Annotated in this window: 18 protein-coding genes; 11 read left to right on the top strand and 7 right to left on the bottom strand. The window is 68.4% G+C overall.

Annotated elements, in window-relative coordinates; translation table 11 throughout:
• The first annotated feature begins 5 nt into the window (after positions 1–5).
• Both FSZ13_RS01365 and FSZ13_RS01360 read left to right on the top strand, forming a co-directional pair.
• Positions 6–1,433 (top strand): basic amino acid/polyamine antiporter, encoded by a 1,428-nt coding sequence (locus FSZ13_RS01365; protein ID WP_145477644.1) that lies wholly within the window; start codon positions 6–8, stop codon positions 1,431–1,433.
• On the top strand, positions 1,433–3,154 hold the full coding sequence (locus tag FSZ13_RS01360) for an alpha/beta hydrolase (RefSeq protein WP_145477643.1): 1,722 nt from the start codon (positions 1,433–1,435) through the stop codon (positions 3,152–3,154). The genes FSZ13_RS01365 and FSZ13_RS01360 overlap by 1 nt, the downstream gene beginning before the upstream one ends.
• Before the next feature lies 1 nt (position 3,155).
• Here FSZ13_RS01360 and FSZ13_RS01355 read toward each other — a convergent pair whose 3' ends face one another.
• The 3 genes from FSZ13_RS01355 to FSZ13_RS01345 all read right to left on the bottom strand — a co-directional run bounded on the left by FSZ13_RS01355 (position 3,156) and on the right by FSZ13_RS01345 (position 4,774).
• Entirely contained in the window at positions 3,156–3,713 is a 558-nt protein-coding gene (locus FSZ13_RS01355; protein ID WP_145477642.1) for a TIGR00645 family protein, read from the bottom strand.
• Between the two features lie 31 nt (positions 3,714–3,744).
• On the bottom strand, positions 3,745–4,239 hold the full coding sequence (locus FSZ13_RS01350; protein WP_145477641.1) for a DUF6491 family protein: 495 nt from the start codon (positions 4,237–4,239) through the stop codon (positions 3,745–3,747).
• Between the two features lie 73 nt (positions 4,240–4,312).
• Entirely contained in the window at positions 4,313–4,774 is a 462-nt protein-coding gene (locus FSZ13_RS01345; RefSeq protein WP_222116585.1) for a glycine zipper 2TM domain-containing protein, read from the bottom strand.
• Here FSZ13_RS01345 and arcA point away from each other — a divergent pair.
• From arcA to FSZ13_RS01315, 6 genes are all read left to right on the top strand, one after another.
• Positions 4,760–6,337, top strand: a complete 1,578-nt coding sequence (gene arcA, locus FSZ13_RS01340) for an arginine deiminase (RefSeq protein ID WP_313955397.1) — start codon at positions 4,760–4,762, stop codon at positions 6,335–6,337. The two genes, FSZ13_RS01345 and arcA, sit on opposite strands and share 15 nt — an antisense overlap.
• Positions 6,338–6,415: 78 nt before the next feature.
• Positions 6,416–7,576, top strand: a complete 1,161-nt coding sequence (locus FSZ13_RS01335; protein ID WP_145477638.1) for an efflux RND transporter periplasmic adaptor subunit — start codon at positions 6,416–6,418, stop codon at positions 7,574–7,576.
• Positions 7,573–10,728: a multidrug efflux RND transporter permease subunit gene (locus tag FSZ13_RS01330; RefSeq protein ID WP_145477637.1), complete on the top strand. Its 3,156-nt coding sequence runs from the start codon at positions 7,573–7,575 to the stop codon at positions 10,726–10,728. The genes FSZ13_RS01335 and FSZ13_RS01330 overlap by 4 nt, the downstream gene beginning before the upstream one ends.
• A complete protein-coding gene (locus FSZ13_RS01325; protein ID WP_145477636.1) occupies positions 10,721–12,139 on the top strand; it encodes an efflux transporter outer membrane subunit in 1,419 nt (472 codons plus the stop codon). Before FSZ13_RS01330 ends, FSZ13_RS01325 begins: the two co-directional genes overlap by 8 nt.
• A 33-nt stretch (positions 12,140–12,172) precedes the next feature.
• On the top strand, positions 12,173–13,633 hold the full coding sequence (locus FSZ13_RS01320; RefSeq protein ID WP_145477635.1) for a DcaP family trimeric outer membrane transporter: 1,461 nt from the start codon (positions 12,173–12,175) through the stop codon (positions 13,631–13,633).
• An 8-nt stretch (positions 13,634–13,641) separates the two neighbouring features.
• Positions 13,642–15,027, top strand: coding sequence for a MipA/OmpV family protein (locus FSZ13_RS01315; RefSeq protein ID WP_145477634.1), 1,386 nt, complete (start codon positions 13,642–13,644; stop codon positions 15,025–15,027).
• Here FSZ13_RS01315 and FSZ13_RS01310 read toward each other — a convergent pair.
• Positions 15,024–15,617, bottom strand: a complete 594-nt coding sequence (locus FSZ13_RS01310; RefSeq protein ID WP_145477633.1) for a DUF308 domain-containing protein — start codon at positions 15,615–15,617, stop codon at positions 15,024–15,026. The two genes, FSZ13_RS01315 and FSZ13_RS01310, sit on opposite strands and share 4 nt — an antisense overlap.
• 158 nt (positions 15,618–15,775) lie before the next feature.
• Here FSZ13_RS01310 and FSZ13_RS01305 point away from each other — a divergent pair, with 158 nt between their 5' ends.
• Positions 15,776–17,167 (top strand): metal-dependent hydrolase family protein, encoded by a 1,392-nt coding sequence (locus FSZ13_RS01305; RefSeq protein ID WP_145477632.1) that lies wholly within the window; start codon positions 15,776–15,778, stop codon positions 17,165–17,167.
• 5 nt (positions 17,168–17,172) lie between these two features.
• Here the strand turns inward: FSZ13_RS01305 and FSZ13_RS01300 are convergent, their stop codons facing one another.
• Positions 17,173–17,547: a hypothetical protein gene (locus FSZ13_RS01300; RefSeq protein ID WP_145477631.1), complete on the bottom strand. Its 375-nt coding sequence runs from the start codon at positions 17,545–17,547 to the stop codon at positions 17,173–17,175.
• 191 nt (positions 17,548–17,738) lie between these two features.
• Between FSZ13_RS01300 and FSZ13_RS01295 the strand changes: the two genes are divergently transcribed.
• Complete coding sequence (locus tag FSZ13_RS01295; protein WP_186308818.1) at positions 17,739–21,041, top strand: autotransporter outer membrane beta-barrel domain-containing protein; 3,303 nt, start codon at positions 17,739–17,741, stop codon at positions 21,039–21,041.
• A gap of 314 nt (positions 21,042–21,355) precedes the next feature.
• Entirely contained in the window at positions 21,356–21,553 is a 198-nt protein-coding gene (locus FSZ13_RS01290) for a hypothetical protein (RefSeq protein WP_145477629.1), read from the top strand.
• A gap of 62 nt (positions 21,554–21,615) precedes the next feature.
• Here FSZ13_RS01290 and FSZ13_RS01285 read toward each other — a convergent pair whose 3' ends face one another.
• Positions 21,616–22,221 carry a transporter gene (locus FSZ13_RS01285; RefSeq protein ID WP_222116583.1) on the bottom strand — a complete coding sequence of 202 codons (606 nt, stop codon included), beginning with the start codon at positions 22,219–22,221 and terminating at the stop codon, positions 21,616–21,618.
• Positions 22,222–22,245: 24 nt separating this feature from the next.
• Positions 22,246–22,437 (bottom strand): hypothetical protein, encoded by a 192-nt coding sequence (locus tag FSZ13_RS18610; protein ID WP_222116582.1) that lies wholly within the window; start codon positions 22,435–22,437, stop codon positions 22,246–22,248.
• Positions 22,438–22,627 lie beyond the last annotated feature (190 nt).

Genomic DNA, 22,627 nt, shown 5'->3' with positions numbered 1-22,627 from the left:
CGGCCATGACGTCCGCCACGGGGAGCCGCAAGCTGTCGCTGCTGGAGCTGACCGCGCTGGTGGTCGGCTCGATGATCGGGTCCGGCATCTTCGCGTTGCCGTCGGCCTTCGCGGCCAACACCGGCGTCTATGGCGCGCTGCTGGCCTGGCTGATCGCCGGCACCGGCATGCTGATGCTGGCCTTGGTGTTCCAGTCGCTGTCGCGGCTGAAGCCGGAGCTCGACACCGGCATCTATGCCTACGCCAAGGCCGGGTTCGGCGACTACGCCGGCCTGCTGTCGGCGGTGGGGTACTGGCTGGGCTGCTGCCTGGCCGACGTGGCCTGCCTGATCCTGATCAAGGCGACGCTGGGTCAGTACCTTCCGGCGCTGGGCGACGGCACCACGGTGCTGGCGATCCTGTCCGCCTCGCTGCTGCTGTGGGCCTTCCACTTCCTGATCCTGCGCGGGATCAAGGAAGCAGCGCTGATCAACACCATCGCCACGGTGGCCAAGCTGGTGCCGCTGGCGGTATTCATCGTGTTCCTGTTCATCGGCTTCCGTGCCGACATCTTCGCGCTGAACCTGTGGGGGTTCGAGCCGCCCGGCGCGTCCACGCTGTGGGAGCAGACCCGCGGCACGCTGCTGCTCACCGTGTTCGTGTTCGTGGGTATCGAGGGCGCCAGCGTGTACTCGCGCTATGCCCGGCGCCGCGAAGACGTGGGCATTGCCACGGTCGCCGGCTTCCTTGGCGTGCTGTGCCTGCTGGTGATGGTCACCATCCTCTCCTATGGCGTGCTGCTGCGGCCGGACCTGGCCGCGTTGGCGACGCCGTCGATGGCCGGGGTGATGCAGGCCATTGCCGGTCGCTGGGGCGCGCTGTTCATCAGCATCGGCCTGCTGGTATCGGTGCTGGGCAACTACCTGTCGTGGTCGCTGCTGGCGGCCGAGGTGCTGCATTCAGCGGCGCTCAACGACGCCATGCCACGCAGCCTGGCCCGCGAGAACCGCGCCGGGGTGCCGAGTGCGGCGCTGTGGTTGACCAATGGCGTCATCCAGGCGTTCCTGCTGGTGAGCTGGTTCGCCGACTACGCCTTCACCCTGGCGTTGAAGATGACCAGCGCCATGACCCTGGTGCCGTACCTGCTGGTGGCCGCCTACCAACTGAAGCTGTCGCTGGGTGGCTCGGACGCCCCGGACGCCGCCGCACATGCGCGGATGCGCTGGATTGCCGCCATCGCAACGCTCTACGCCGCCGCGATGCTGCTGGCCGGCGGCAGCCGCTACCTGCTGCTGTCGGCGGTGTTGTACGTGCCCGGTTCGATCCTGTTCTGGCGCTGGCAGCGGCAGCGCGGCATCGCGTTCCGGCCGGGCGAACGAGTGGTGCTGGTCGTGCTGTGCGTGATGGCGGTGGTCGCGCTGGTCGGCTTCGGCAGCGGCCGGTTGCGGTTGTGATGCGCGACACCCGTGGACCGCCATGGCGGACGGCTCTGCTGCGGTTGAGCGCGCCGTACCGCGGGCCGTTGTGCCGCACCGGGCAGGTCCTGGGCACGCTGTTCTTCATTGCTTCGCTCACCCCCAGCCTGGTGCCGCGCGGCTACGTGGCGCAAGGGCTGCTGTCGGGGGTCTGCGTTGCGCTGGGCTACCTGATCGGCGTGGCGCTGTCCGCGCTGTGGCAGCGCTTGATGCTGCCCACCCTGGGCGAGGGCAGGCTGCGGCAGGCATTACGCTGGCTGCCATGGATCTGTGTGCTGGCCTGCGTATTGATGGCGTGGTGGGTGCGCCCCTGGCAGGACTCGGTACGCGCGGTGATGGGGCTGCCCCCGATGGACGAGGGCTTCTCGCTGCGGCTGCTGCTGCTCGCGCTGCTGGTGTTCGCGGTGCTGCTGGTGCTCGGTCGTGCGTTCGCCTGGGTGGCCGGCAGGGTCGGCACGTTGTCGCGGCGGGTGATGCCGGCGCCGGTGGCGCGGCTGCTGGGCATCGTGGTGGCGGCGGTGCTGTTCTTCAACATCGCCAACGGGGTGCTGCTGCGTGGCGCATTGCACGCCGCCGATGCATCGTTCCGCAAGGCCGACGCGCTGATGCCGCCCGACGCGACCGCGCCGGACCGGCCCGGCAGCAGCGGCGGCCCGGGTTCGCTGGTGGCGTGGGAGCAGATGGGGCGGGCAGGGCGCGAGTACGTCAGCGCCGGGCCGGACGCTGCACAGATTGCGGCGTTCACCGGCAGGCCCGCACAGCAACCGATCCGGGTCTATGCCGGGCTGCCCTCGGCGCCCGACGCGCGCGCGCGTGCGCGGCTGGCGCTGCGCGAGCTGCAACGGCAGGGGGGATTCGAGCGCTCCACGCTGGTGGTGATCACCCCGACCGGCACCGGCTGGGTCGACCCGGCGGCGGCGGACAGCCTGGAATACCTGCTGCACGGCGACGTGGCCAGCGTGGCCGTGCAGTATTCCTATCTGTCCAGTCCGTTGTCGTTGCTGGTGGAACCCGAGTACGGCGAGGAAACCTCACGGCTGCTGTTTGCCGAGGTCTATGCATACTGGCGGACGCTGCCGGCTGAGGCGCGGCCGCGGCTGTTCGTGCACGGGCTGAGCCTGGGTGCGATGAATTCCGAACGTTCGGTCAATCTGTTCGACATGATCGACAGCCCCATCGATGGCGCGCTGTGGAGCGGTCCACCCTTCGCCACCCGCACCTGGCGGCAGACCACCAACCAGCGCAATCCCGGCTCCCCGGAGTGGCTGCCGGTGTTCCGTGACAGCCGCGCGGTGCGTTTCATGAACCAGCACGGCACGCCGGTACCGGCCGACGCGCCGTGGGGCCGGATGCGGGTGGTGTACCTGCAGTACGCCAGCGATCCGATCACGTTCTTCACCCCGAACGACGCCTGGCGCGAGCCGGACTGGATGGTCGGGCCCCGGGCACCGGATGTGTCACCTGCGGTGCGCTGGTATCCGCTGGTGAGCATGCTGCAGCTGGCGCTGGACATGCTGTTGGCCGACCGCACCCCGATGGGGTACGGCCACGTCTTCGCGCCGGCGCATTACATCGCGGGCTGGCAGGCCGTGCTGGGCGAGGGCGACTGGAACCGGAGGGACACCGCACGACTGCAGGACCTGCTGGACCCGTTGCGTCGGCAGCAGATCGAGCAGCGCCGCGGCGGTGGGAGCGACTGAGTCAGGCCGGAGGGGGCATGGGAGGCGGTACGCTGGCAGGCGGCTCCGGCGGCGGCAGCAGGCGGTGCCGGGCCAGGCGCTCGGTGACCGCCAGTACCAGCGCCGACAGCAGCAACATGCCGTGGATACCGGCCATCCAGCGCAGCATTTCCGGGTCGATACGACTGCCTTCTTCGATCTTCATGAAAATGCGCAGCAGGGCAATCGCCGAGATGGCGATGATCGACCCCATCAGCTTGCTCTTCATGGCCGCGAAATCGACCATGCCCATCCATTGCGGCCGCCGTTCGCCACCGGAGTCGATCCGGGTGACGAAATTCTCGTACCCCGCCAGGGTGACGATCAGCATCAGGTTGGCCACCAGCGACAGATCGATCAGCGACAGCGCCATCAGCACCGCATCGGCGGGCCCCATGTCGGCGATGCGCAGCACATAGTTCAGCAACTGGCGCAGGAACACGAACAACAGCAGCAGCAGCGCCACCACCAGGCCGAAATAGAACGGCGCCATGATCCAGCGCGCATCGAACAGACTGCGCGAGACATTGCGGCGGAGCATGCTGCGCAGTTTCTCCATGCCGGTGCGCCGTTCAGTCGACCGGCTGATCGGTGATGTCCGGACCGGTGTCTTCGACCAGGTCGGCGGGGCGGGTGCCGTAGATCGTGTTGCGCATCTCGCGGCGGGCGTCGCGGATCGCCAGGCCGTCCAGCGGGCGGATGCGGATGATGCGGCACGATTGCGGCATGGCCACGCTGGCGGTGCGCGGTATCACGCTGTCCCAGCGGGCGTTGACCGTGCCGAAGGAATTGGTGATCTCCACGGTGTGTGCGATCGACAAGCCGGTGCAGCGACCGCGCAGTTCGAGCAGGTGGCCCACGCTCTGGCTGGTCCACACCGCCAGCGCCCGGTCGCCCAACGGCGTCCATTGGGTCTGGCGGACGAAGCGGGCCAGGCGGAAGGAGGCCACCGGCGCGCCGGCGTGCTGCACGTACAGGTTGAAGCGCTCCTGGGTGGTCAGTGTAGGCGTGGTGGCGCACCCGCCCAGTGTGGTCACGGCGAGCAGGGCAATCAGCAGGCGGCGCATGGCGGCTCCCTCGATGGACAACAGGATGGCGTGCCCGTCCTGCGGGGACGGGCCAGCCTGGATGCGTCCCGGGTCAGCGGGTTACGCGTGTCGTGGCACCATCGCTGGACACGCGCACGCGGTCGCCAACGCGGTAGTCGTTCGGGTTGCCATCCTGCACCACCGCCACGGTGCGGCCGTTCTCCAGCTGCACGGTGATCTCCACGCCATTGCGCGCGCCACGCGCGAGCGCGTTGCCGGCCGCGCCACCGGCCGCTGCACCGGCGATGGCGCCGATGGCATTGGCGCGGCTGCCGCCGCCGATCGAACTACCCGCCACGCCGCCGATGGCCGCGCCCACCAGTGTCGGAACGCCACGCGAGTCATTCTGGATCTGCACCGCCCGGATCGACTGCACGGTACCCATCTGGACGTCCTGGGCGCGCCCGACCTCCGAACGATTGAACGTGCTCGGCGTGGTCTGGGTCGCGCAGCCCGCCATGAACAGGGCCGACGCCAGGACCGCCGTGGCCACGCCTGCATGTGGAAGTTTCATTGTGTGTGTCTCCATCAAGTGACTGCGCGGAACGATGAGGTGGATTCCGCCCTCCGTGCGGGTCAACTACTCCTTGCAGCAGCGATTAACAACGCGGCCGGTAACGCGAACGTGAAGACGCGGCGCATGCCTACGGCGCCAATAGATCCACGATTTGCAGGGGTTTCCGGCCACTATCCGGAAACCGACGTTCACGCACGCATTACTGTTCGAGGGCTACTTGTCCACGCACCGCATACGCAGCATCGGCCGACCGCGAGTACGTGCGGGGCCGTGTTTTCCCCACGTTTCGTGACCCAGGAGAGGCCCGCAATGTCCAGTGCACCGGTGTATGGCGTTCATTCCGAAGTTGGCGTACTCAGGAAGGTAATGGTCTGCGCACCCGGCAAGGCGCACAGCCGGCTGACCCCGCGCAACAAGGACGACCTGCTGTTCGACGACGTGATCTGGGTCGACAATGCCAAGCGCGACCATTTCGACTTCATGTCCAAGATGCGCGCCCGGGGCGTGGACGTGGTGGAGATGCACGACCTGCTGGCCGAGACGCTGGAGAACGTAGAGGCGCGCAACTGGATCCTGGACCACCAGATCAACGCCAATGAAGTGGGCGTGGAGTTCATGGCCGAAGTGCGTGCGTACCTGGAGTCGCTGTCACCGCGCGAGCTGGCTGAAACGCTGATCGGCGGCCTCAGCGTGTTCGACCTGCCCGACGATTTCGCCGGTCCGACCCTGCAGGCGGCACGCGAGCAGCCGGACATCGTCGGCTACCTGCTGCCGCCGCTGCCCAACACCCTGTACACCCGCGACACCACGTGCTGGATCTACCAGGGCGTGACCCTGAATCCGCTGTACTGGCCGGCGCGGCACGAAGAAACCATCCTGACCACGGCGATCTACAAGTTCCATCCGGATTTCACCAGGGCCAGCTTCCCGATCTGGTTCGGCGACCCCACCGTGGACCACGGCAATGCGACCCTGGAAGGCGGCGACGTGCTGATCCCCGGCAACGGCGTGGTGCTGGTCGGGATGAGCGAGCGCAGCTCGCGCACCGCCATCACCCAGCTGGCGCAGTCGCTGTTCAAGAACGGCGCGGCCAAGCGTGTGATCGTGGCGGTAATGCCCAAGCTGCGCTCCGCCATGCACCTGGATACGGTGTTCACCTTCGCCGACCGTGACGTGGTGACGGTATTCCCCGGCATCGTCGACCAGATCCACACCGTGTCGTTGTATCCCAGCGACAAGGCACCCGGTTTCGAGATCGTGTTCGAGAAGAAGCACTTCAACGACGTGGTGGCCGAAGCGCTGGGCTTCAAGCAGCTGCGCATCGTCGAATCCGGTGGCGACCGCTATGCTGCCGAACGCTCGCAATGGGACAGCGGCAACAACCTGGTGGCGATGGCGCCCGGGGTGGTGGTCGCCTACGACCGCAGCACGCAGACCAACACCGACCTGCGCAAGCAGGGCATTGAAGTGATCAGCATCGTGGGCGCGGAGCTGGGGCGTGGCCGCGGCGGTGGACACTGCATGACCTGTCCACTGATCCGCGACGCGGTGGCCTTCTAACCGCAGCGCCACGACCTTTCATCGCACGGCGGTCGGCCCCGCGCCGCCCCGCCATGCAGGACCGCGGAGACCGGACGGATGCAATCCCTTGGGTGGATGGCGCGTGCATGGCTGCTGGCGGGTGTTGCGCTGGGGACCGCATGTGGGCGCGGTGGCGGCGGCGACACGGCCGAGCGACCGCCGACGCTGGTGGCGGTGGAGGTGGTGAAGGCTCAGGCGGTGCCCAACCTGGTGGAGCTTCCCGGACGGGTGGAAGCGAGCCGCTCGGCCGAGGTGCGGGCGCGCGCCGACGGCATCGTCGAGCGCCAGCTGTACGTGGACGGGACCGAGGTAGAGGCCAACGCGCCGCTGTTCCAGATCGATCCGCGCGATCTGCGCGCGCGGGTGCAGCAGGCACGCGCCTCATTGGCCTCGGCACGTGCGGCCAAGGCGCAGACCTCGGCGCTGCGCGCGCGTCTGTCGACGCTGGTGCAGCGAAAGGCGGTCAGCGTGCAGGAGTACGAATCGGCGCAGGCCTCGTTCCGGCAGGCTGACGCGGCGATGATGGAAGCACAGGCGGCCGTGGATCGCGCACAGCTGCAGCTGGACCACGCCACCGTGCGCGCGCCGATCAAGGGTCGCACCGGCCGCGCCCAGGTCAGCGAAGGCGCACTGGTGAGTGCGGCGGCGGCCACGCTGCTGACCCGGATCGACCAGGTAGACCCGGCATTCGTCATCTTCAATCCCTCCAACATATCGATGAACGCGCTGGAACGCGGCGTGCAGGAAGGTCGCATCGACGTCGGCGACAACCGCAAGGTGCGGGTGACGATCCTGCTCGACGGTGGCGAGCGCCTTCCCGCCGAGGGCGTTGTCGATTTCAGCGAAACCGCGATCGATCCGGCCACGGGCAGCCGTACGCTGCGGGCGCGCTTCGCCAATCCGGACGGCCGGCTGCTGCCGGGCCAGTTCGTGCGCGGCATCCTGCAGCTGGGCAGTATCCGCAACGGCTTCAGCCTGCCGGAGCGCGCCATCCAGGTCGGTGAGGACGAGGCCAGCGTCATGCTGGTCAACGACGAAAACGTGGCGGTGCGGCGCGTGGTGTCCCTGGCCGGCCAAGCCGACGGTCGCTGGGTGGTGCAGAGCGGGTTGACCCCGGGCGACCGGGTGATCGTCGACGGCTGGCACAAGATCCAGCCGGGGCAGCCGGTGGCCATCCAGTCCACGCCGATTGCGAAGGCCAAGGCCGAGGCGCCATGAGCGGCTACTTCGTCTACCGGCCGGTGATGGCGTGGGTGATCGCGCTGTTCGCGATCCTGTTCGGCGGCATCGCGCTGGCGACCCTGCCGGTGGAACAGTACCCGGACGTGGCGCCGCCGAGCCTGAGCATCTCGGCCACCTTCGTCGGCGCCGACGCGCAGACCCTGGACCGCACCGTGACCTCGGTGATCGAAAACGAGCTCAGCGGGGTGGACGATTTCCTGTTCATGACCTCCACCAGCCGCGCCAACGGTACCGCGCAGATCCGGGTGACGTTCCGCAGCGGCACCGACCTGGACATCGCGCGGTCGCAGGTGCAGGACCGCCTGGCCCGGGTCGAGCCGCGCCTGCCGGATGAAGTGCGGCAGATGGGCGTGCGCGTGACCCAGGCCAGCAACGGCTTCCTGATGCTGATCTCGCTGCAGTCCGACAAAGGCCGTTACTCGGCGCTGGAACTGGGCGACTACGCCAACAGCAACATCGCCGACGAACTGCGCCGCGTGCACGGGGTGGGCGATGTGACCCTGTTCGGGTCCAGCTACGCGATGCGGATCTGGCTGGACCGGGAAAAGCTGGTCAGCTACGGCATCTCGCCGGGCGAGGTGATGGCCGCGGTGCGCGAGCAGAACGCGCAGACCGCCGGCGGTGGCCTGGGCCTGCAGCCGACCACGCCGTCGACCGAAACCACCGCGCAGATCGTGATGCGCGGCCGCTTCAGTACCCCCGAGCAGTTCCGCCAGGTGATCATCCGCGCGACGCCGGGTGCGGCCACGGTGCGGCTGGGCGATGTGGCGCGGGTCGAGCTGGGCAACGACAACTACGCCTTCAACCTGCGCCTCAACGGGCAGGAAACGGCCGGGCTGGCGGTGTCGCTGGCTACCGGCGCCAATGCGCTGTCCACCGCTACCGCGGTACGCCAGCGCATGCAGGACCTGGAGGGCAGCTTCCCGGATGGCATGCAGTGGACCACGCCGTTCGACACCACCCCGTTCATCGTCGAATCGGTCAATGGCGTGGCCGTGACCATGCTGCAGTCGCTGGTGCTGGTTTCGATCGTGGTGCTGCTGTTCCTGCAGAGCTGGCGCGCGGTGTTCCTGCCGACCATCGTGGTGCCGGTGTCGCTGCTGGGCGCGTGCCTGGGCCTGCTGGCGTTCGGGGTATCGATCAACCTGCTGTCGCTGTTCGCGATGGTGGTGGCGATCGGCATCCTCAACGACGATGCGATCGTGATCGTGGAAAGCGTCGAGCGGATCATGCGCGAGGAAGAGCTTCCCCCGCGCGAGGCCACCGCCAAGGCGATGGGCCAGCTGTCCGGCGCGATCATCGCCACCACCCTGGTGCTGCTGGCGGTGTTCATTCCGATGGGGTTCTTTCCCGGCTCGGCCGGCGGCATCTACCGTCAGTTCGCGGTCACCCTGAGCGTATCGCTGGTGGTGTCGACGATCCTGTCGCTGACCCTGGCGCCGGCCATCTGCGGTGCGATGCTGCGTCCGGCCAAGGAGCAGGTGGGCAGGGGCGGTCCGGCGCGGCGGTTGTTCGGCGCGATCAACACCGGGCTGGAACGCAGCAGTCGCGGCTACGCCGGCTGGGTGGGCGGCATGCTGGTGCGGCCGTGGCTGTGGATCGGCGTGTTCGTGGGGGTGACCCTGCTCACCGGCCTGCTGTACGCGCGCCTGCCCGGCGGCTTCCTGCCGACCGAGGACCAGGGCTACATCTTCGTGGCCTACAACGCCGCGCCCGGAGCCACCATGGAGCGCACCCGCGCCGCCGCCGAGCAGGCCGAGGCGATCCTGCGCCAGCAACCGGAAGTGCGCAACGTGGCCACGGTGATCGGCTTCAGCTTCTTCGGCCAGGGCCAGGCGGTGGGCATGTCGTTCGTCGACCTGCACCCGTGGGCCGAACGCAGCGGCAGCGAGCGCAGCGCGATGTCGTTGGCCGCGCGCATGAGCGCGGCGTTCACCCGCATTCCGCAGGCGCAGGTATTCGCGCTCAATCCGCCGGCGATCCAGTCGCTGGGTAACGCGTCCGGTTTCAGCATGAAGATCGAGGACCGCAGCGGCGTCGGCGGCCAGGCCCTGTCCGCCGCGGCCATGGGGATCACCGCGCGTGCCGCGGCCAGCGACCGGCTGACCGGGGTGCGTCCGGAGGGCATGCCGCGCGCACCGCAGCTGTTCGTGGACATCGACCGTACGCAGGCGCGTGCGCTCGGGGTGCAGCTGTCGCAGGTCAACCAGGCGCTGGGCATCATGTTCGGTTCGGCCTACGTCAATGATTTCGTGCGCCAGGGCAATGTGCTGCGGGTGTTCATCCAGGGCGACGCCGAACAGCGCATGCGCGCCGAGGACGTGTCCGACCTGCGGGTGATCGGCAGCAACGGGCAGTCTGTGCCGTTCTCGGCATTCGCGACTACGCGCTGGACAGTGGGCGAGCAGCAGGTGGAGCGCTACAACGGGTTCCTGTCGGCGACGGTGTCGGGGCAGGGCGCGCCCGGTGTGTCCAGCGGCGCCGCGCTGGTGGAGATGGAGCGCATCGCCGATGAGGTGCTGCCGCCGGGCATGCGCCATGAGTGGACCGGCACCGCGCGCGAAGAACGCGAAGCCTCCGGCCAGGTCGGCATGCTGCTGGGGCTGGCCTTCGTCGTCGCCTTCCTGCTGCTGGCGGCGCTGTATGAAAGCTGGGTGACCCCGGTGATCGTGCTGCTGGTGGTGCCGCTGGGCATCCTGGGCGCGGTGGTGTTCACCGCCGCACGCGGGATGTCCGCCGATGTGTATTTCACCGTGGGCCTGGTCACCATCATCGGCCTGGCGGCGAAGAACGCGATCCTGATCGTACAGTTCGGCCTCGACGAGGAAGCGCGCGGGGTGCCGGTCCGCGACGCGATCCTGCAGGCCGCGCAGCAGCGCCTGCGGCCGATCCTGATGACCAGCCTGACCTTCATCGTCGGCATGGTGCCACTGGTGGTCGCCACCGGCGCCGGTGCCGCCAGCCGCCAGGCCGTGGGCACCGGGGTGCTCGGCAGCATGCTCAGCGCCACCGTGTTCGGCATCTTCTTCACCCCGCTGTTCTATTTCGTGTTGCGGCGGCGCGCGCGTGACCGCCAGCCGCCAGCGCCGGCGGCGACGCCGCAGGACGGGGAGGGCGGCCATGGCTGAGCGCACGTTGCTGCGCTGGGGTGTGGTGCTGGCGGCCTGCCAGCTGTGCGCCTGCAACCTGGCACCGGACTATGTTCGGCCCGAGGCACCGGTGCCGGCGGCGTACCCGTCTACCGCGGCCGACGGCGGCGCCGCACCGGCCATTGCCTGGCAGACCTTCTTCCACGACCCGGTGCTGCGCGGACTGATCGGCCAGGCGCTGGTGTACAACCGCGACCTGGCCGGGGCGGCGGCGCGGATCGAGCAGGCCCGCGCCCAGTTCCGCATCCAGCGCAGCCAGCGCCTCCCCGGACTGGACGCGAACGCCTCCGCGCAGCGCCTGCGCACCCCGCTCAGTGGCGCCGACGGCGCGCCCCGCGTCACGGTGGACAGCTATGGCGTACAGGTGGGCATTCCGTCGTTCGAGCTGGATTTCTGGGGGCGGGTGGCGAACCTCAATGAAGCGGCGCGGCGCCAGTACCTGGCGACCGAAGAAGCACGCAATACCGCCGAACTGTCGCTGGTGGCCAACGTAGCCGCCAGCTACTACGCGGTGCGCGCCAGCGACGAAGGCATCGTGCTGGCCGAGCGTTCCCTGGCCAGCCGCAATGAAACCCTGGAGCTGGCGCAGCTGCGCATGGACGCGGGGCTGACCTCCTCCATCGACTTCAACCAGTCGTATGCGCTGGTGACCCAGACCGAACTGCAGCTGGCGCAGCTGCGCCGCAACCGCGGCCAGTCGCTGCAGCTGCTGCAGTTCCTGGTCGGCACGCCGCTGCCGCCGGTGCTGCCCGCCGGGTTGCCACTCGATCCCGACGCGCAGCTCACCCGGCTCGATCCTGGCTTGCCGTCGGCACTGCTGGAAGCGCGCCCGGACATCCGCCTGGCCGAGCACCAGCTGCGTGCGGCCAACGCCAACATCGGCGTGGCGCGGGCGCTGTACTTCCCGATCATCGCCCTGACCGCGGCCGGCGGCTACGCGTCGAGCGAACTGTCCGGACTGGTCTCGGACAGCAACCGGGTGTGGTCGTTCGGCGGCGGCGCGGTGTTGCCGCTGCTGGACTGGGGCGCCCGCCGCGCGCGCGTGGACGGTGCGACCGCCGCCCGCGATGAACGCGAAACGGCCTACCAGTCCACTGTGCAGAACGCCTTCCGCGAAGTGGCCAGCGGCCTGGTCGCCGCCGAGCAGAATGATTTGCAGATCCAGGCGCAGATGCGCGCCGTGGACGTCCAGCAGGCGCTGGTGGTGACCGCGCACGACCGCTACGACGTGGGCCTGACCCCGTACCTGGAAGTGCTGGACGCTGAACGCAACCACTTCGCTGCCGAACAGAACCTGCTGCAGCTGCGCGCCGCGGCGTTGCAGGACGCGGTGAACCTGTACGCCGCACTGGGCGGCGGCCAGGCGCTGCGGGAGCGCCCGGCCGACTGAGATTCCCCCACTATCCTGCGAGGTACGCTCTGTATGCGCATTCCGGTCCGAACCCTCTGCCTTGCCTCGGTGCTGCTGCCCGGCGCCGTTGCCGCCCAGACCCGCGACGCCAGCCAGGACGCTGAAATCCAGCGCCTGCGCCAGACCGTGGACATGCTCACCGCGCGCATCCAGGCGCTCGAGTCCGGCCAGGCCGGCACCGCCCCGGCGGCACCCGCCACGCCCGCACCGCCCAGCACCGGCGTGGCCGCCGCGCCGGGCACGGTGTCGGTGCCCGGCACGCCGCTGGTCGCCGCGACGCCGGCGACCTTGAACGTGCCGCGCTCGCCACTGCCGGCGCACGAGACGTTCGATGAAGACGAGCAGGCCACCGCACGCGCCGACAACGAAGTGCCACCCGGCGACGACCTGGAAGGCTTCTTCCAGATCCCCGGCACCGGCACCTGGTTGCGGCTGGGCGGCTACGCCAAGCTGGATGCGATGTTCGACAGCGGCGACGCCGGCGACAGCGACCAGTTCATCACCTCCGAGATCCCGGTCGACGGCGGGCGCGACAGCACCCGCTTCAACATGCACGCGCGGCAGACCCGCCTCACCCTGGAAGGGCGCCGCGACACCGGCGCCGGCCAGCTGCGCTTTCTGGTGCAGAACGACTTCTTCGGTTCCGGCGGCAGCTACGGCTATCGGCTGCGCCACGCCTGGGGCCAGCTCGGCAACACCTATGTAGGCTTCGGCTGGTCGGCCTTCATGGACCTGGATTCCGGTCCCGACACGCTGGACTTCGCCGGTCCGCCGGCCTCGCCGTCGGCGCGCCTGGCCAGCATCCGCCAGTACTTCCCGCTGGGCGGCGGCAACCAGATCATCCTGGCGGCCGAACATCGCGCACCGGAACTGCAGTTCGATGGCGCTACCCAGCGCTCGCGCACCGCCGCGCCCAACCTGGTGCTGGCGGCAAGGCACGAAGCGGGGTGGGGCAGCCTGCAGGCCTCGGGCCTGCTGCGCTATCTCGCCTATGACTCGGCGCAGGACAGCAATGAAGGCAGCGACAGCGCCATGGCCGGCGGGCTTGCGCTGAGCGGCACCTGGGGCGGCGGCGACAACGGGGACTACTTCGTGTTCGGCGCGCTGGGCGGGCAGGGCATTGCCGCCTTCCTCGGCGACCTGGGCGGATTGAACCTCGATGGCGTGGTCGACGCACAGGGCGACCTGCAGGTGCTGCAGCAGTATGGCGGCTGGGTCGGCTACACCCATCACTGGACGCAGCGCTGGCGCTCCACCCTTACTTACAGCCGGCTGTACCTTGAGCGCGACGACCTGCTCGACCCGAGCGCGTTCCGGCGCAGCGACTACGCCGCAGCCAACATCGTCTGGCAACCATCGTCCAGCTGGAGCTGGGGCGCCGAACTGCTGTACGGAAAGCTGCAGGAGCAGAGCGGCGACAGCGGCGACGTGTTCCGCCTGCAGACCGCGCTCAAGTACGACTTCGTGAAGTAGGAGGCCACATGCGCGCCCAATCCCGATATCGACTCGCCGTGCTGGCCGCCGCCCTGGCCGCGTCGGCACCGCTGGCCGCGCAGGACGCCATGCTGGGCACCATCCTGGAAGAGCCCGGCAGTGCCGGGCTGGGTTTCCTGGGCCGGATCGAAACCTCGCCGTACAAGGGCGCGGACGATCGCGTCGACCTGATGCCGCTGTACCTGTATGAAGGCGAGCGCTTCTTCCTGCGCTCCAATGCAGCCGGCGTGCGTTTCGCCACGCGCGAGGACCAGGGTCTTGAACTGTTCGTCGAACGGCGGCTGGAAGGCTACCCGGAAGACGAGACGCCGGACATCCTGCAGGGCATGGAAACCCGCAACAGCGAAGCGGATATCGGCGCACGGTATTACTTCAAGCGCAACGACCACGCGCTGGACCTCAGCGTGCGCCAGGACATCTCCGGCAGCTCCAATGGCACCGAGGTCCGAGCCGCCTACGGCCACACCTGGCGCGGCGACCGCTGGGCGCTGCAGCCGGTGATCAGCCTGGGCTGGCGCAGCGCCAAGCTCAATGACTACTACTTCGGGGTGGAAGACTACGAAGTCACCGCGGAACGCAGCGCGTACTCGGCCGGCAGCGGCGTGGATGTCACGGCGGGGCTGTACGGACGCTACCGCATCCTGCAGAACTGGAGCCTTCTCGGCGGCGTGTTCGCCAAGCGCTATTCCAGCGCAGTGCGCAGCAGCCCGCTGGCGGACAGCAACGTCGAGTGGGGCGGCATGCTGGGCGCCGCCTACGACTTCGGCAATGGCCAGGTGCGCTGGGACAAGGAGGACACGCCTACCTACGTCAAGGTGTTCTACGGCCGCGATTCGGACGAGGGCTGCCACCTGGTCAAGATCATGACCTTCAGCTGCGTGAGCCTCAACGACGACGATCCGACCGACATCTGGGGCGTGCACGTCGGCCGGCCGTTCGTGTCCGGTCTCAACGGCTGGCCGCTGGACCTGGTCGGGTATGTCGGCGTGCTCCGCCATGAAGAACGTGGCTACCAGCCGGACGCCTGGCAGATCGATGCCTACATGAAAGGCTTCTACTACGGCTTCCCGTGGTCGCACCGGGTCAAGACCCGGATCGGCTTCGGCTTCGGTGTGTCTTACGCCGAACGCGTACCGTACGCCGAAGTGCAGTCGCAGGCGCGTCGCGAACGCAACACCTCCAAGGTGCTGAACTACCTGGACCCCAGCATCGACGTGAGCGTGGGCGACATCTTCGGCAGCGAGCGCTGGCGCGAGCTGTACTTCGGCTTCGGGGTATCGCACCGCTCGGGCATCTTCGGCTCGGCGCGGATGCTGGGCACGGTCGATGGCGGCTCCAACTACATCTACACCTACCTGGAAGGCGCGTTCTAGCGCGGATCGGCCGCGACCGGCGCGCGATCCTGGCGGAACAGCAGGGCAATGGCGATGTAGGCGGCGCCCATCGCCACCAGCGCCAGCCCCACGCCCCACGATGCGGAGGCGCGTCCGGCCCAGGCTACTCCACTGACGCAGACCACCGCCGCCACCAGCGCGATCAGGCCCGAGACCAGCGAGATCCAGCGCTTGCCGCCGGGTGCAAAGCGGAACGCGAGGCTGATCTGCGCGATCGCCTGCACCACCAGCACCGCCGCCACCGTCGTCGCTACCGCGTAGGCGGCCCATTCCGGGTGGGTGTAGATGGCGATGCCGCCGATGATCTGCGCCGCGCCCAGTGCGATGGTCATCGCGAAGCTGGGCAGCCCATGCAGCAGGAACGCCTCGGTCAGCTGCAGCGCGCCGGCGATCACCAGCAGGCCAGCGATCAGCACGGTCATGGTGCGCAGCATGAAGGAGGACGCATAGATGCCGAACGCGCCGAGCAGCAGCAGGAGCACGCCGACGATGAGCAGCCGCGGCCAGCTCGACTTCATCGCCATGCCGATCGAATCCGGATCCTTGCCAAGGCGGGACAGCACGGTCATGGCAGTCGTTCCTGAAGGGACCGGGCCATTACCCCGCGCGCGGCGTTATGCACTGGTGAAAACACCACCAGTAAATCCCGCAACGCGGTGCACGGTACACGCCGTTATAACGCAGCGCCTCCTATACCAGCCAGACCATCGCTCGGGGGAGTACCGCCATGTTGGAAAGACTGTCCGGCCGTCTGCTGGGTGCCGCGCTCTCCTTCGCGCTGGTCGCATCCATTGCCGCGCATCCGCTGCCGCAGCAGGCGCCGGGAGGCGCAGCGGCGGGTCCATCACCCGCTGTAGCGGCCCCGGCGGCAGTGCTGTTCACCAACGTGCGCATCTTCGATGGCACCCATGCACGCTTGTCTGCGCCCAGCAACGTGCTGGTCCAGGGCCGCACCATCGCGCGGATTTCCACCGCGCCCATCGACGCGGCTGGGGCGCGGGTCATCGACGGCCGCGGGCGCACCCTGATGCCGGGGCTGATCGACATGCACTGGCACAGCATGTTTGCCGGCATTCCGATGCAGTCGCTGATGACCGCCGATACCGGCTACATCAATATCGTGGCCGGCGCCGAATCGCAGAAGACGCTGCTGCGTGGTTTCACCACCGTGCGCGACGTGGGTGGGGCGGTGTGGGGTCTGAAGGCAGCGATCGATGCGGGTCATGCGGAAGGGCCGCGCATCTTTCCCTCCGGCGCCATGATCACCGTGACCAGCGGGCATGGCGACTTCCGCGAGGCGGCCGACCTGCCACGTACGCTGGGCCAGCCCGGTTCACGCCACGATGTACTGGGCGACAGCGCCATCGCCGATACCCCCGACGAGCTGCGCGTGCGCGTGCGCGAGCAGCTGATGCGCGGCGCCAGCCAGATCAAGCTCACCGCCGGCGGCGGGGTGTCTTCGCCGCACAGTCCGCTGGACGTGGTGACCTTCACCGAACCGGAGGTGCGCGCGGCGGTGGAGGCGGCCAGCGACTGGGGTACCTATGTCACCGTGCATGCCTACACGCCGGAGGCAATCCAGCGCGCCATCCGCGCCGGGGTGAAGTGCATCGAACACGCCAGCCTGATGGACGACGCCACCGCGCGGCGCATGCGCGATACCGGCACCTGGCTCAGTACCCAGCCGTTCCCGCCGGAGCTTGCCAATGCCTTCCCGCAGGGGTCGGAGCAGTGGCAGAAGGCGCAGGAGGTATTCGCCGGCACCGACCAGACCTACCGCTTCGCGATCAAGTACAAGCTCAAGACCGCCTTCGGCACCGACGTGCTGTTTTCCAGCGCGCTGGCGGCGCAGCAGAACCAGATCCTGGCCAGCCTGACCCGCTGGTACACGCCCGCCGAAACCCTGATCATGGCTACCGGCACCAACGCCGAGCTGCTGGCGTTGTCCGGCAAGCGCAGCCCGTATGCCGGCCGCCTGGGCGTGGTGGAGGAGGGCGCGCTGGCCGACCTGCTGCTGGTGGATGGTGATCCGCTGGCCGACATCACGGTGATCACCAACCCGGACGCGAACTTCAACGTGATCATGAAGGACGGGAAGATCTTCAAGGACCAGCGCTGAGCGGATCAGCCGCCGGTATTCATGCTCGCCCCGCCACCGGCCTTGAAGTACAGCACCAGGTACACCACGCGCCAGAAGATGAAGGCGTAGGCGCCACACAGCAGGAGCTGCAGGACCAGGTGCGACTTCATGCGGCTCAGCCGCCACAGCCCGTCGGCCAGGTTCAGCAGCAACAGGCTGACCCCGATGATGACCACCACGTAGCCGGCCAGCGTGGGGTTGACCAGATCCAGGTCACCCGGCCCGGCGCGGACCACTTCCAGCCCCGCAGCGGTGATCAGCGAGGACACCGCCATGTTGCGCGTGTTCTCGAAGATCAGCCTGAGCACACCATTGTCGAACAGCTGTACGGCAATACGTCGGAGCAGGGCGGGCAGCATGGGGCGTTCCTCGCGGCGTGAACCGGACTGCGCACAGGGTTGTACCCGGCGCATGAAAAGCGCGTGGAAGGACGGGTAAGTACATTTACTGGTGGTGCCTGCCGACGAATGGCGGTACACCGCTGCGGCGCGGGAGGACCATGGTGGCCCAGGCAGGCCGCCCGCGGGCGGCGCCGTGCCAAGGGACCGTCATGCTGAGCATTGCCACGCGCGGTAGCCGCGTAGCGATCGCACTCGGTGCAGCGCTGGGGCTCGCGCAGTCGACACGCGCGGATCCCTGCGTGGTGGTGACCGCGCGGATCGCGCTTGCCGCCGGCACGTGCGAGGTCACGCCCGGGACCGAGCTGCGTGCGACCAACACCCAGCCGGCCGTGTCTTCAACCAACGTGGGTACCCGCGTGGATCTGCGCCCGGGTGCGACCGTCATCACCTCCACCCCGTCGACCCGGCATGCGGTCGACATGATCAACGGCGGCCAGGTGCTGATGGGCCCACAGACGCTCATCCAGCTCAATGCTAGCGGCTTGGGCGTACTCGGCATCAGCGTGAGCAACAGCCGGTTCACCGAGCCCGTTGGCAGCGGCATCCGCCTGGAAATGCACAATGCCACCACCGGCAACAACGTCTCCGGTTACGGCATGCGCGCCGTGCAGGGAAGCGATGTCACGCTGGGCATTGATCTCGTGTCGACCTTTTCGCGCAGCGCCTACGGCGTCCGGGCCGACAGTGGCAGCCGCGTGGTGCTGATCGACGGGAGCAGCATCGCGCTCAGCGGTCCCGACAGCGCGCCCGGCGGCGCCGCACTGATGGCGGTGGAGGCGGGCAGCATGATCGACGCGCGCAACGGCACGCGCATCGCCAACAGCGGCCACGACGTCAGCGGGCTGTACCTGTCCAACGGCGGGCTCGTGTTCGCCGATGCGTCCACCCAGCTCAGCCTGGGCAATCCGGCCACGGTCAATGCTGGAACCGCAGGCATCGTCGCCGACAACACCCTGGTACCCGCCGGCACCGTGGATGGCGCATTGATCACGTTCACCGGCATTGCCGGCACCGGAATCACCGCCACGCGCGGGGCGGACATCACCGCCAGCCGCCTGGGCATACAAGGCGCCGGCATGGGCGTGGTCGCCGACACGGGGTCACGCGTTGCGATCAGCGGTTCTGTGCTCACCATCGACGACACCCACGGCGGCATCGTCAGGACCATCGAACCCAGCGGCGCGACGTTCGGCACCACCTTCCTGCGCCAGGGCGCGGGGCTGTTTGCGTTGGGTGGTGAGCTGGAGGCCGACCAGGTGAACGTGCAGGTTCCCGCCGACGGCGTTTACGGCGTACACGCCTCCCATTCCGTGCTCGCACCGTCCACCATGGGCATGCTTCGCTTTGCCAACGGCACAATCACGACCTCCGGCGTCGGCGCCTACGGCGCGGTGGCAACCGGAAGCCCGTTCGTGGAAGGGACGCCGACGCTGCTGCTGCAGGATGCGGCGGTGACCACCACCAACGCGATGGCGCATGGCCTTGCGGTCATCTCCGGCGGCAGCCTGACCGCCATTGACAGCGTGATCCTTGCGCAGGGCGCGGAGGCTGCCGGGCTGTATTCCAGCACCGCGAGCAGCACCCGGTCCAATCGTGCCTCGGTGTCCGGCGGGCAACTGGTGAGCGCGCAGGCGGCGGCCATTGAAGTGGCCGGGTCAGGCCTGCAGCTGGGCCTGGCCGACGGCGTGGACGTGCGCGGCGGAAGCGGCACGCTGTTCACCGTGGCCGCCGTCGGCACCCGCAGCGGCACGCTCGCCATGACCGCGTCCGGCGCAATGCTCGACGGCGCCGCGCTGACCGAGCCGGGCAGCACGTCAGACATGGAGCTGCAGGCCGCGACGCGCTGGTCGTTGAGCGGGTCGTCGGTGGTGACCCGCTTGACCAACCGTGCAAGTGACATCGTGTTTGGCCTGCCACTTGGCCCTGCTGAAGGCCTGGAGAGTTACAAGACACTAACGGTGGCCGACTACCTGGGCGAGGGCGGGGCAATCACCTTCAACACGTGGCTGGCGGGCGATGTGTCACCGTCGGATCGCCTGGTGATCGTGGGCGGCACCGCCAGCGGCCAGACCGGGGTGCACGTACGTCGTAGTGGCGGCGAGGGGGCGCTGACCGCCGGCGATGGCATCCTGCTGGTCGACACCCAGGGCGGCGCCGTTACCCATGCGGGCGCCTTCGCGCTGCTGCAGCGCGTGGTGGAGGGGCCGTACGAGTACCAGCTGGTTCGGGGCAGCCGGGACGCGTCCCGCCCGGACGCGTGGTTCCTCACCTCGCAGCGCCTGCCCACCGACCCACCGCCGCAGCCGCCGCCCGTTCCTCCTGTACCCCCGACGCCTCCGGTTCCTCCGACGCCTCCCATTCCTCCGGCGCCGCCGGATCCGTCCCCGCCTCCCGAGCCACCCGTACCGCCGGAGCCACCCGCACCGCCTGCACCGCCCCCTCCGCCGGCACCTCCACCGGTCGTGCCCGAGGCCCCTTTGCGGGAGGTCGAGCCCTTGTACCGTCCGGAAGTCGGCACCTACCTGGCCAACCAGCGCCAGGCCGCCGCCATGTTCGTGCACAGCCTCCATGACCGCCTGGGTGAAAACGGCTGGCCCCAGCGCGGCGATGTCGCGGAGGAAATGACCCATGCGTCTGCATGGGTGCGGGTCGTCGGCAGCGACGGACGCAGCCGCAGTCGTGACCGCGCGTTCGACATCGATACCGACGCCACCCTGGTGCAGGCCGGCGGCGACGTCGGGCGCTGGCAGGTCGGCCACGGACAGGGCACCTTGCACTTTGGCGGAATGCTGGGCCATGGCACGGCCAGCAACCACGCCAGTGCCGCCGGCAATCCCGCCCGCTCACGCGGCAGGACCGAGGGATGGAGCCTGGGGGCCTACACCACTTGGTATGCCACCGGGCCCGGGGCGGCGGGGCTGTACCTGGATGGTTGGGTCAACCATGGCCGCTATCGCAACACCGTGCAGGGTGACGGGCTTCCCGACGTACGCTACGACGCGCGCATGTGGGCGCTCTCGGTGGAAGCGGGGTACGCACTGCGGTTGGGGGAGGGCAGCGACGGCTTCGTGGAACCGCAACTGCAGCTGGTCTACCTTGACTACCAGGGCGATGAAAGCACCGAGGTCAACGGCACCCGCGTTGACAGCGCCGACGGCACGGGCTGGGTCGCGCGGCTTGGCCTGCGCACGCACCGCACGTGGGTGTCCGGCGAGCATCGCTACCAGCCTTACGTGACGGTGAACTGGTGGCACGACCAGGTGCCGGACCGGTTGGCGTTCAATGGCGTGCAGCTGGGCGACCTGTATCCGGGTAACCGCTACGAGCTGAAACTCGGCCTCGACGTCGGGTGGGGGCGGGACTGGAGCGCATGGGCGAACGTGGCGTACCAGCAGGGCGGCCAGCACTACACGGAGTCGATTCTGCGAATTGGCGCACGTTATCGCTGGTGAGCCACGCCTGCCGCAGGTGCAGGTAGGTAGCTTTACTGATGCGCGGGGTCCGTCATTCAGCACAGACTCCAGCCAGGTGAGCGGCATAGGTGCGAATGCACATGGCCAGAACTGCGTCAAACCGATTGATGGAGCGGCCCCTGAGTCCGAGCATGGGGCGGGACCTGACCGAGCGGAGCGAAGCGCCGGTTGGCGCATGGGGACGGCATAGCCGCTACCCGACCGCCCGGGCCGTGCGCTTCGGTTCCGGAATGGAGGAGCCAACCCCGGATGCCACTACGGAGGCAGCGCATCCGCCGGTAGCCAGCGCCACGATGGACGCCACGTACGGTCACGCCGACTACCGCGTCACGGCCTGGCAGCCCCAGGGCAAGCCGGCCTTCGTGTTCCTGATCGCGATCGGTGAGCGCCGCCTGCTGCAGCCCAACGTGGCCGAAGGCAAGGATTTCGACGAGGTCATGCGCAACGCGGCAGCGTTTGTCGAGCGCCTGCTGGACGCGGATTCAGTCTAGGGCGACGTCTGCCAGCCAGGGCGACGTCTGCTAGACCGGAATCAAAAGGCCCGGGCGGAGGGTCACTCAGGAAACAACAGCGTGACAGTAAAGCGCACGCCCCAGTCGGGCCCTCCGCTTGGCGTGTCCATGTATACGCGCGCGCCGCCCTGGTAGCTGAGCATCTGCGAACCGAGCTTGGTCACCTTGCTGTAGAAGACGTTCAGCGGCAGCGTCCATTGCTTGGCTTCCCAGTCGTAGGTCGACTCAAGGTTGATGCCCACGGTGCGTCCTTGCCCGATGCCACGTGACACGAACGGCTGCAGGAACGTGGAGCTGATGCCCACCCGGCGGCGGCCACCGCCAACATCGACGATATGGTTGGCCAGCGCGCCATAGCTCCAAGGGCCTTCCTGTTTGAGCAGGACGAGGGTGGGGCCCAGCCCCCAGGTATCGGCGCCCAGGTCATCGGTTCCGGTAGGCAACAGCATCGCAGGGCCCACGCCCCAGACCAGGCCACCCTCGTCGGCCTTCTTCGGGGAAAAGAAGAAGCTCTGGGTGATGTCGCCGATCCCGGCCTGGTCGGTTCCGGGAATGACATCCTTCTGGTACACCACCGGCAGGATCGTCCGCGAAATGACGTTCCAGTGCTCGGAAAGGGAGAAGGGCGCCACCGGCTGGATGTTCAACAGGTTGCGATGGCCGTCATCGCCCTAGGTCTGGTCGTAGTTGTACTGGAACGGCACGCTGATGAGCGCGGCTACCGGATTGGACAGCTTCTTGGCGATGGCGTCCGCATCCTGCTTTTGCGCGGACGCATTGGCCGAGAGCAGGCAGAGCACCAGGGATAGCGGCGCCGCCAGGAAACAGCTTGAACAGGCGTGCTTCGCGCTCGGTATCGCCATGAGAGTGCTCCTGCATGTTCCAGCGAATTGGGCAGGAAAAGTATCGGGCGGACCGGCAGGGATTGTCGTGCGTACTTTTACCGGTGGGCGCGCTGGTGCGGTGCTGAGCATGGCTCGGGTCGGACGGTATTAACGTGACGCATCACACTCGCCGGCAGGCCAATGGTTACACTTCAGGAATCGTCCCGCC

It is taken from the genome of Stenotrophomonas rhizophila (genome assembly GCF_007667275.1).
Taxonomy (GTDB): domain Bacteria; phylum Pseudomonadota; class Gammaproteobacteria; order Xanthomonadales; family Xanthomonadaceae; genus Stenotrophomonas; species Stenotrophomonas maltophilia_AE.
Note: the sequence above shows the minus strand (reverse complement) of the source record. Positions and strands in the feature narration are given on the sequence as shown.

What these genes read in the sequence shown, in the direction of transcription:
- FSZ13_RS01320 (WP_145477635.1), top strand. Translation starts at nt 12,173, where the DNA reads ATGCGCATTCCGGTCCGAACCCTCTGCCTTGCCTCGGTGCTGCTGCCC.
- FSZ13_RS01305 (WP_145477632.1), top strand. Translation starts at nt 15,776, where the DNA reads ATGTTGGAAAGACTGTCCGGCCGTCTGCTGGGTGCCGCGCTCTCCTTC.
- FSZ13_RS01335 (WP_145477638.1), top strand. Translation starts at nt 6,416, where the DNA reads ATGCAATCCCTTGGGTGGATGGCGCGTGCATGGCTGCTGGCGGGTGTT.
- FSZ13_RS01330 (WP_145477637.1), top strand. Translation starts at nt 7,573, where the DNA reads ATGAGCGGCTACTTCGTCTACCGGCCGGTGATGGCGTGGGTGATCGCG.
- FSZ13_RS01315 (WP_145477634.1), top strand. Translation starts at nt 13,642, where the DNA reads ATGCGCGCCCAATCCCGATATCGACTCGCCGTGCTGGCCGCCGCCCTG.
- FSZ13_RS01365 (WP_145477644.1), top strand. Translation starts at nt 6, where the DNA reads ATGACGTCCGCCACGGGGAGCCGCAAGCTGTCGCTGCTGGAGCTGACC.
- FSZ13_RS01295 (WP_186308818.1), top strand. Translation starts at nt 17,739, where the DNA reads ATGCTGAGCATTGCCACGCGCGGTAGCCGCGTAGCGATCGCACTCGGT.
- FSZ13_RS01360 (WP_145477643.1), top strand. Translation starts at nt 1,433, where the DNA reads ATGCGCGACACCCGTGGACCGCCATGGCGGACGGCTCTGCTGCGGTTG.
- FSZ13_RS01310 (WP_145477633.1), bottom strand. Translation starts at nt 15,617, where the DNA reads ATGACCGTGCTGTCCCGCCTTGGCAAGGATCCGGATTCGATCGGCATG.
- FSZ13_RS01350 (WP_145477641.1), bottom strand. Translation starts at nt 4,239, where the DNA reads ATGCGCCGCCTGCTGATTGCCCTGCTCGCCGTGACCACACTGGGCGGG.
- FSZ13_RS01300 (WP_145477631.1), bottom strand. Translation starts at nt 17,547, where the DNA reads ATGCTGCCCGCCCTGCTCCGACGTATTGCCGTACAGCTGTTCGACAAT.
- FSZ13_RS18610 (WP_222116582.1), bottom strand. Translation starts at nt 22,437, where the DNA reads ATGGCGATACCGAGCGCGAAGCACGCCTGTTCAAGCTGTTTCCTGGCG.
- FSZ13_RS01345 (WP_222116585.1), bottom strand. Translation starts at nt 4,774, where the DNA reads ATGAAACTTCCACATGCAGGCGTGGCCACGGCGGTCCTGGCGTCGGCC.
- FSZ13_RS01355 (WP_145477642.1), bottom strand. Translation starts at nt 3,713, where the DNA reads ATGCTCCGCCGCAATGTCTCGCGCAGTCTGTTCGATGCGCGCTGGATC.
- FSZ13_RS01325 (WP_145477636.1), top strand. Translation starts at nt 10,721, where the DNA reads ATGGCTGAGCGCACGTTGCTGCGCTGGGGTGTGGTGCTGGCGGCCTGC.
- arcA (WP_313955397.1), top strand. Translation starts at nt 4,760, where the DNA reads ATGTGGAAGTTTCATTGTGTGTGTCTCCATCAAGTGACTGCGCGGAAC.
- FSZ13_RS01290 (WP_145477629.1), top strand. Translation starts at nt 21,356, where the DNA reads ATGGACGCCACGTACGGTCACGCCGACTACCGCGTCACGGCCTGGCAG.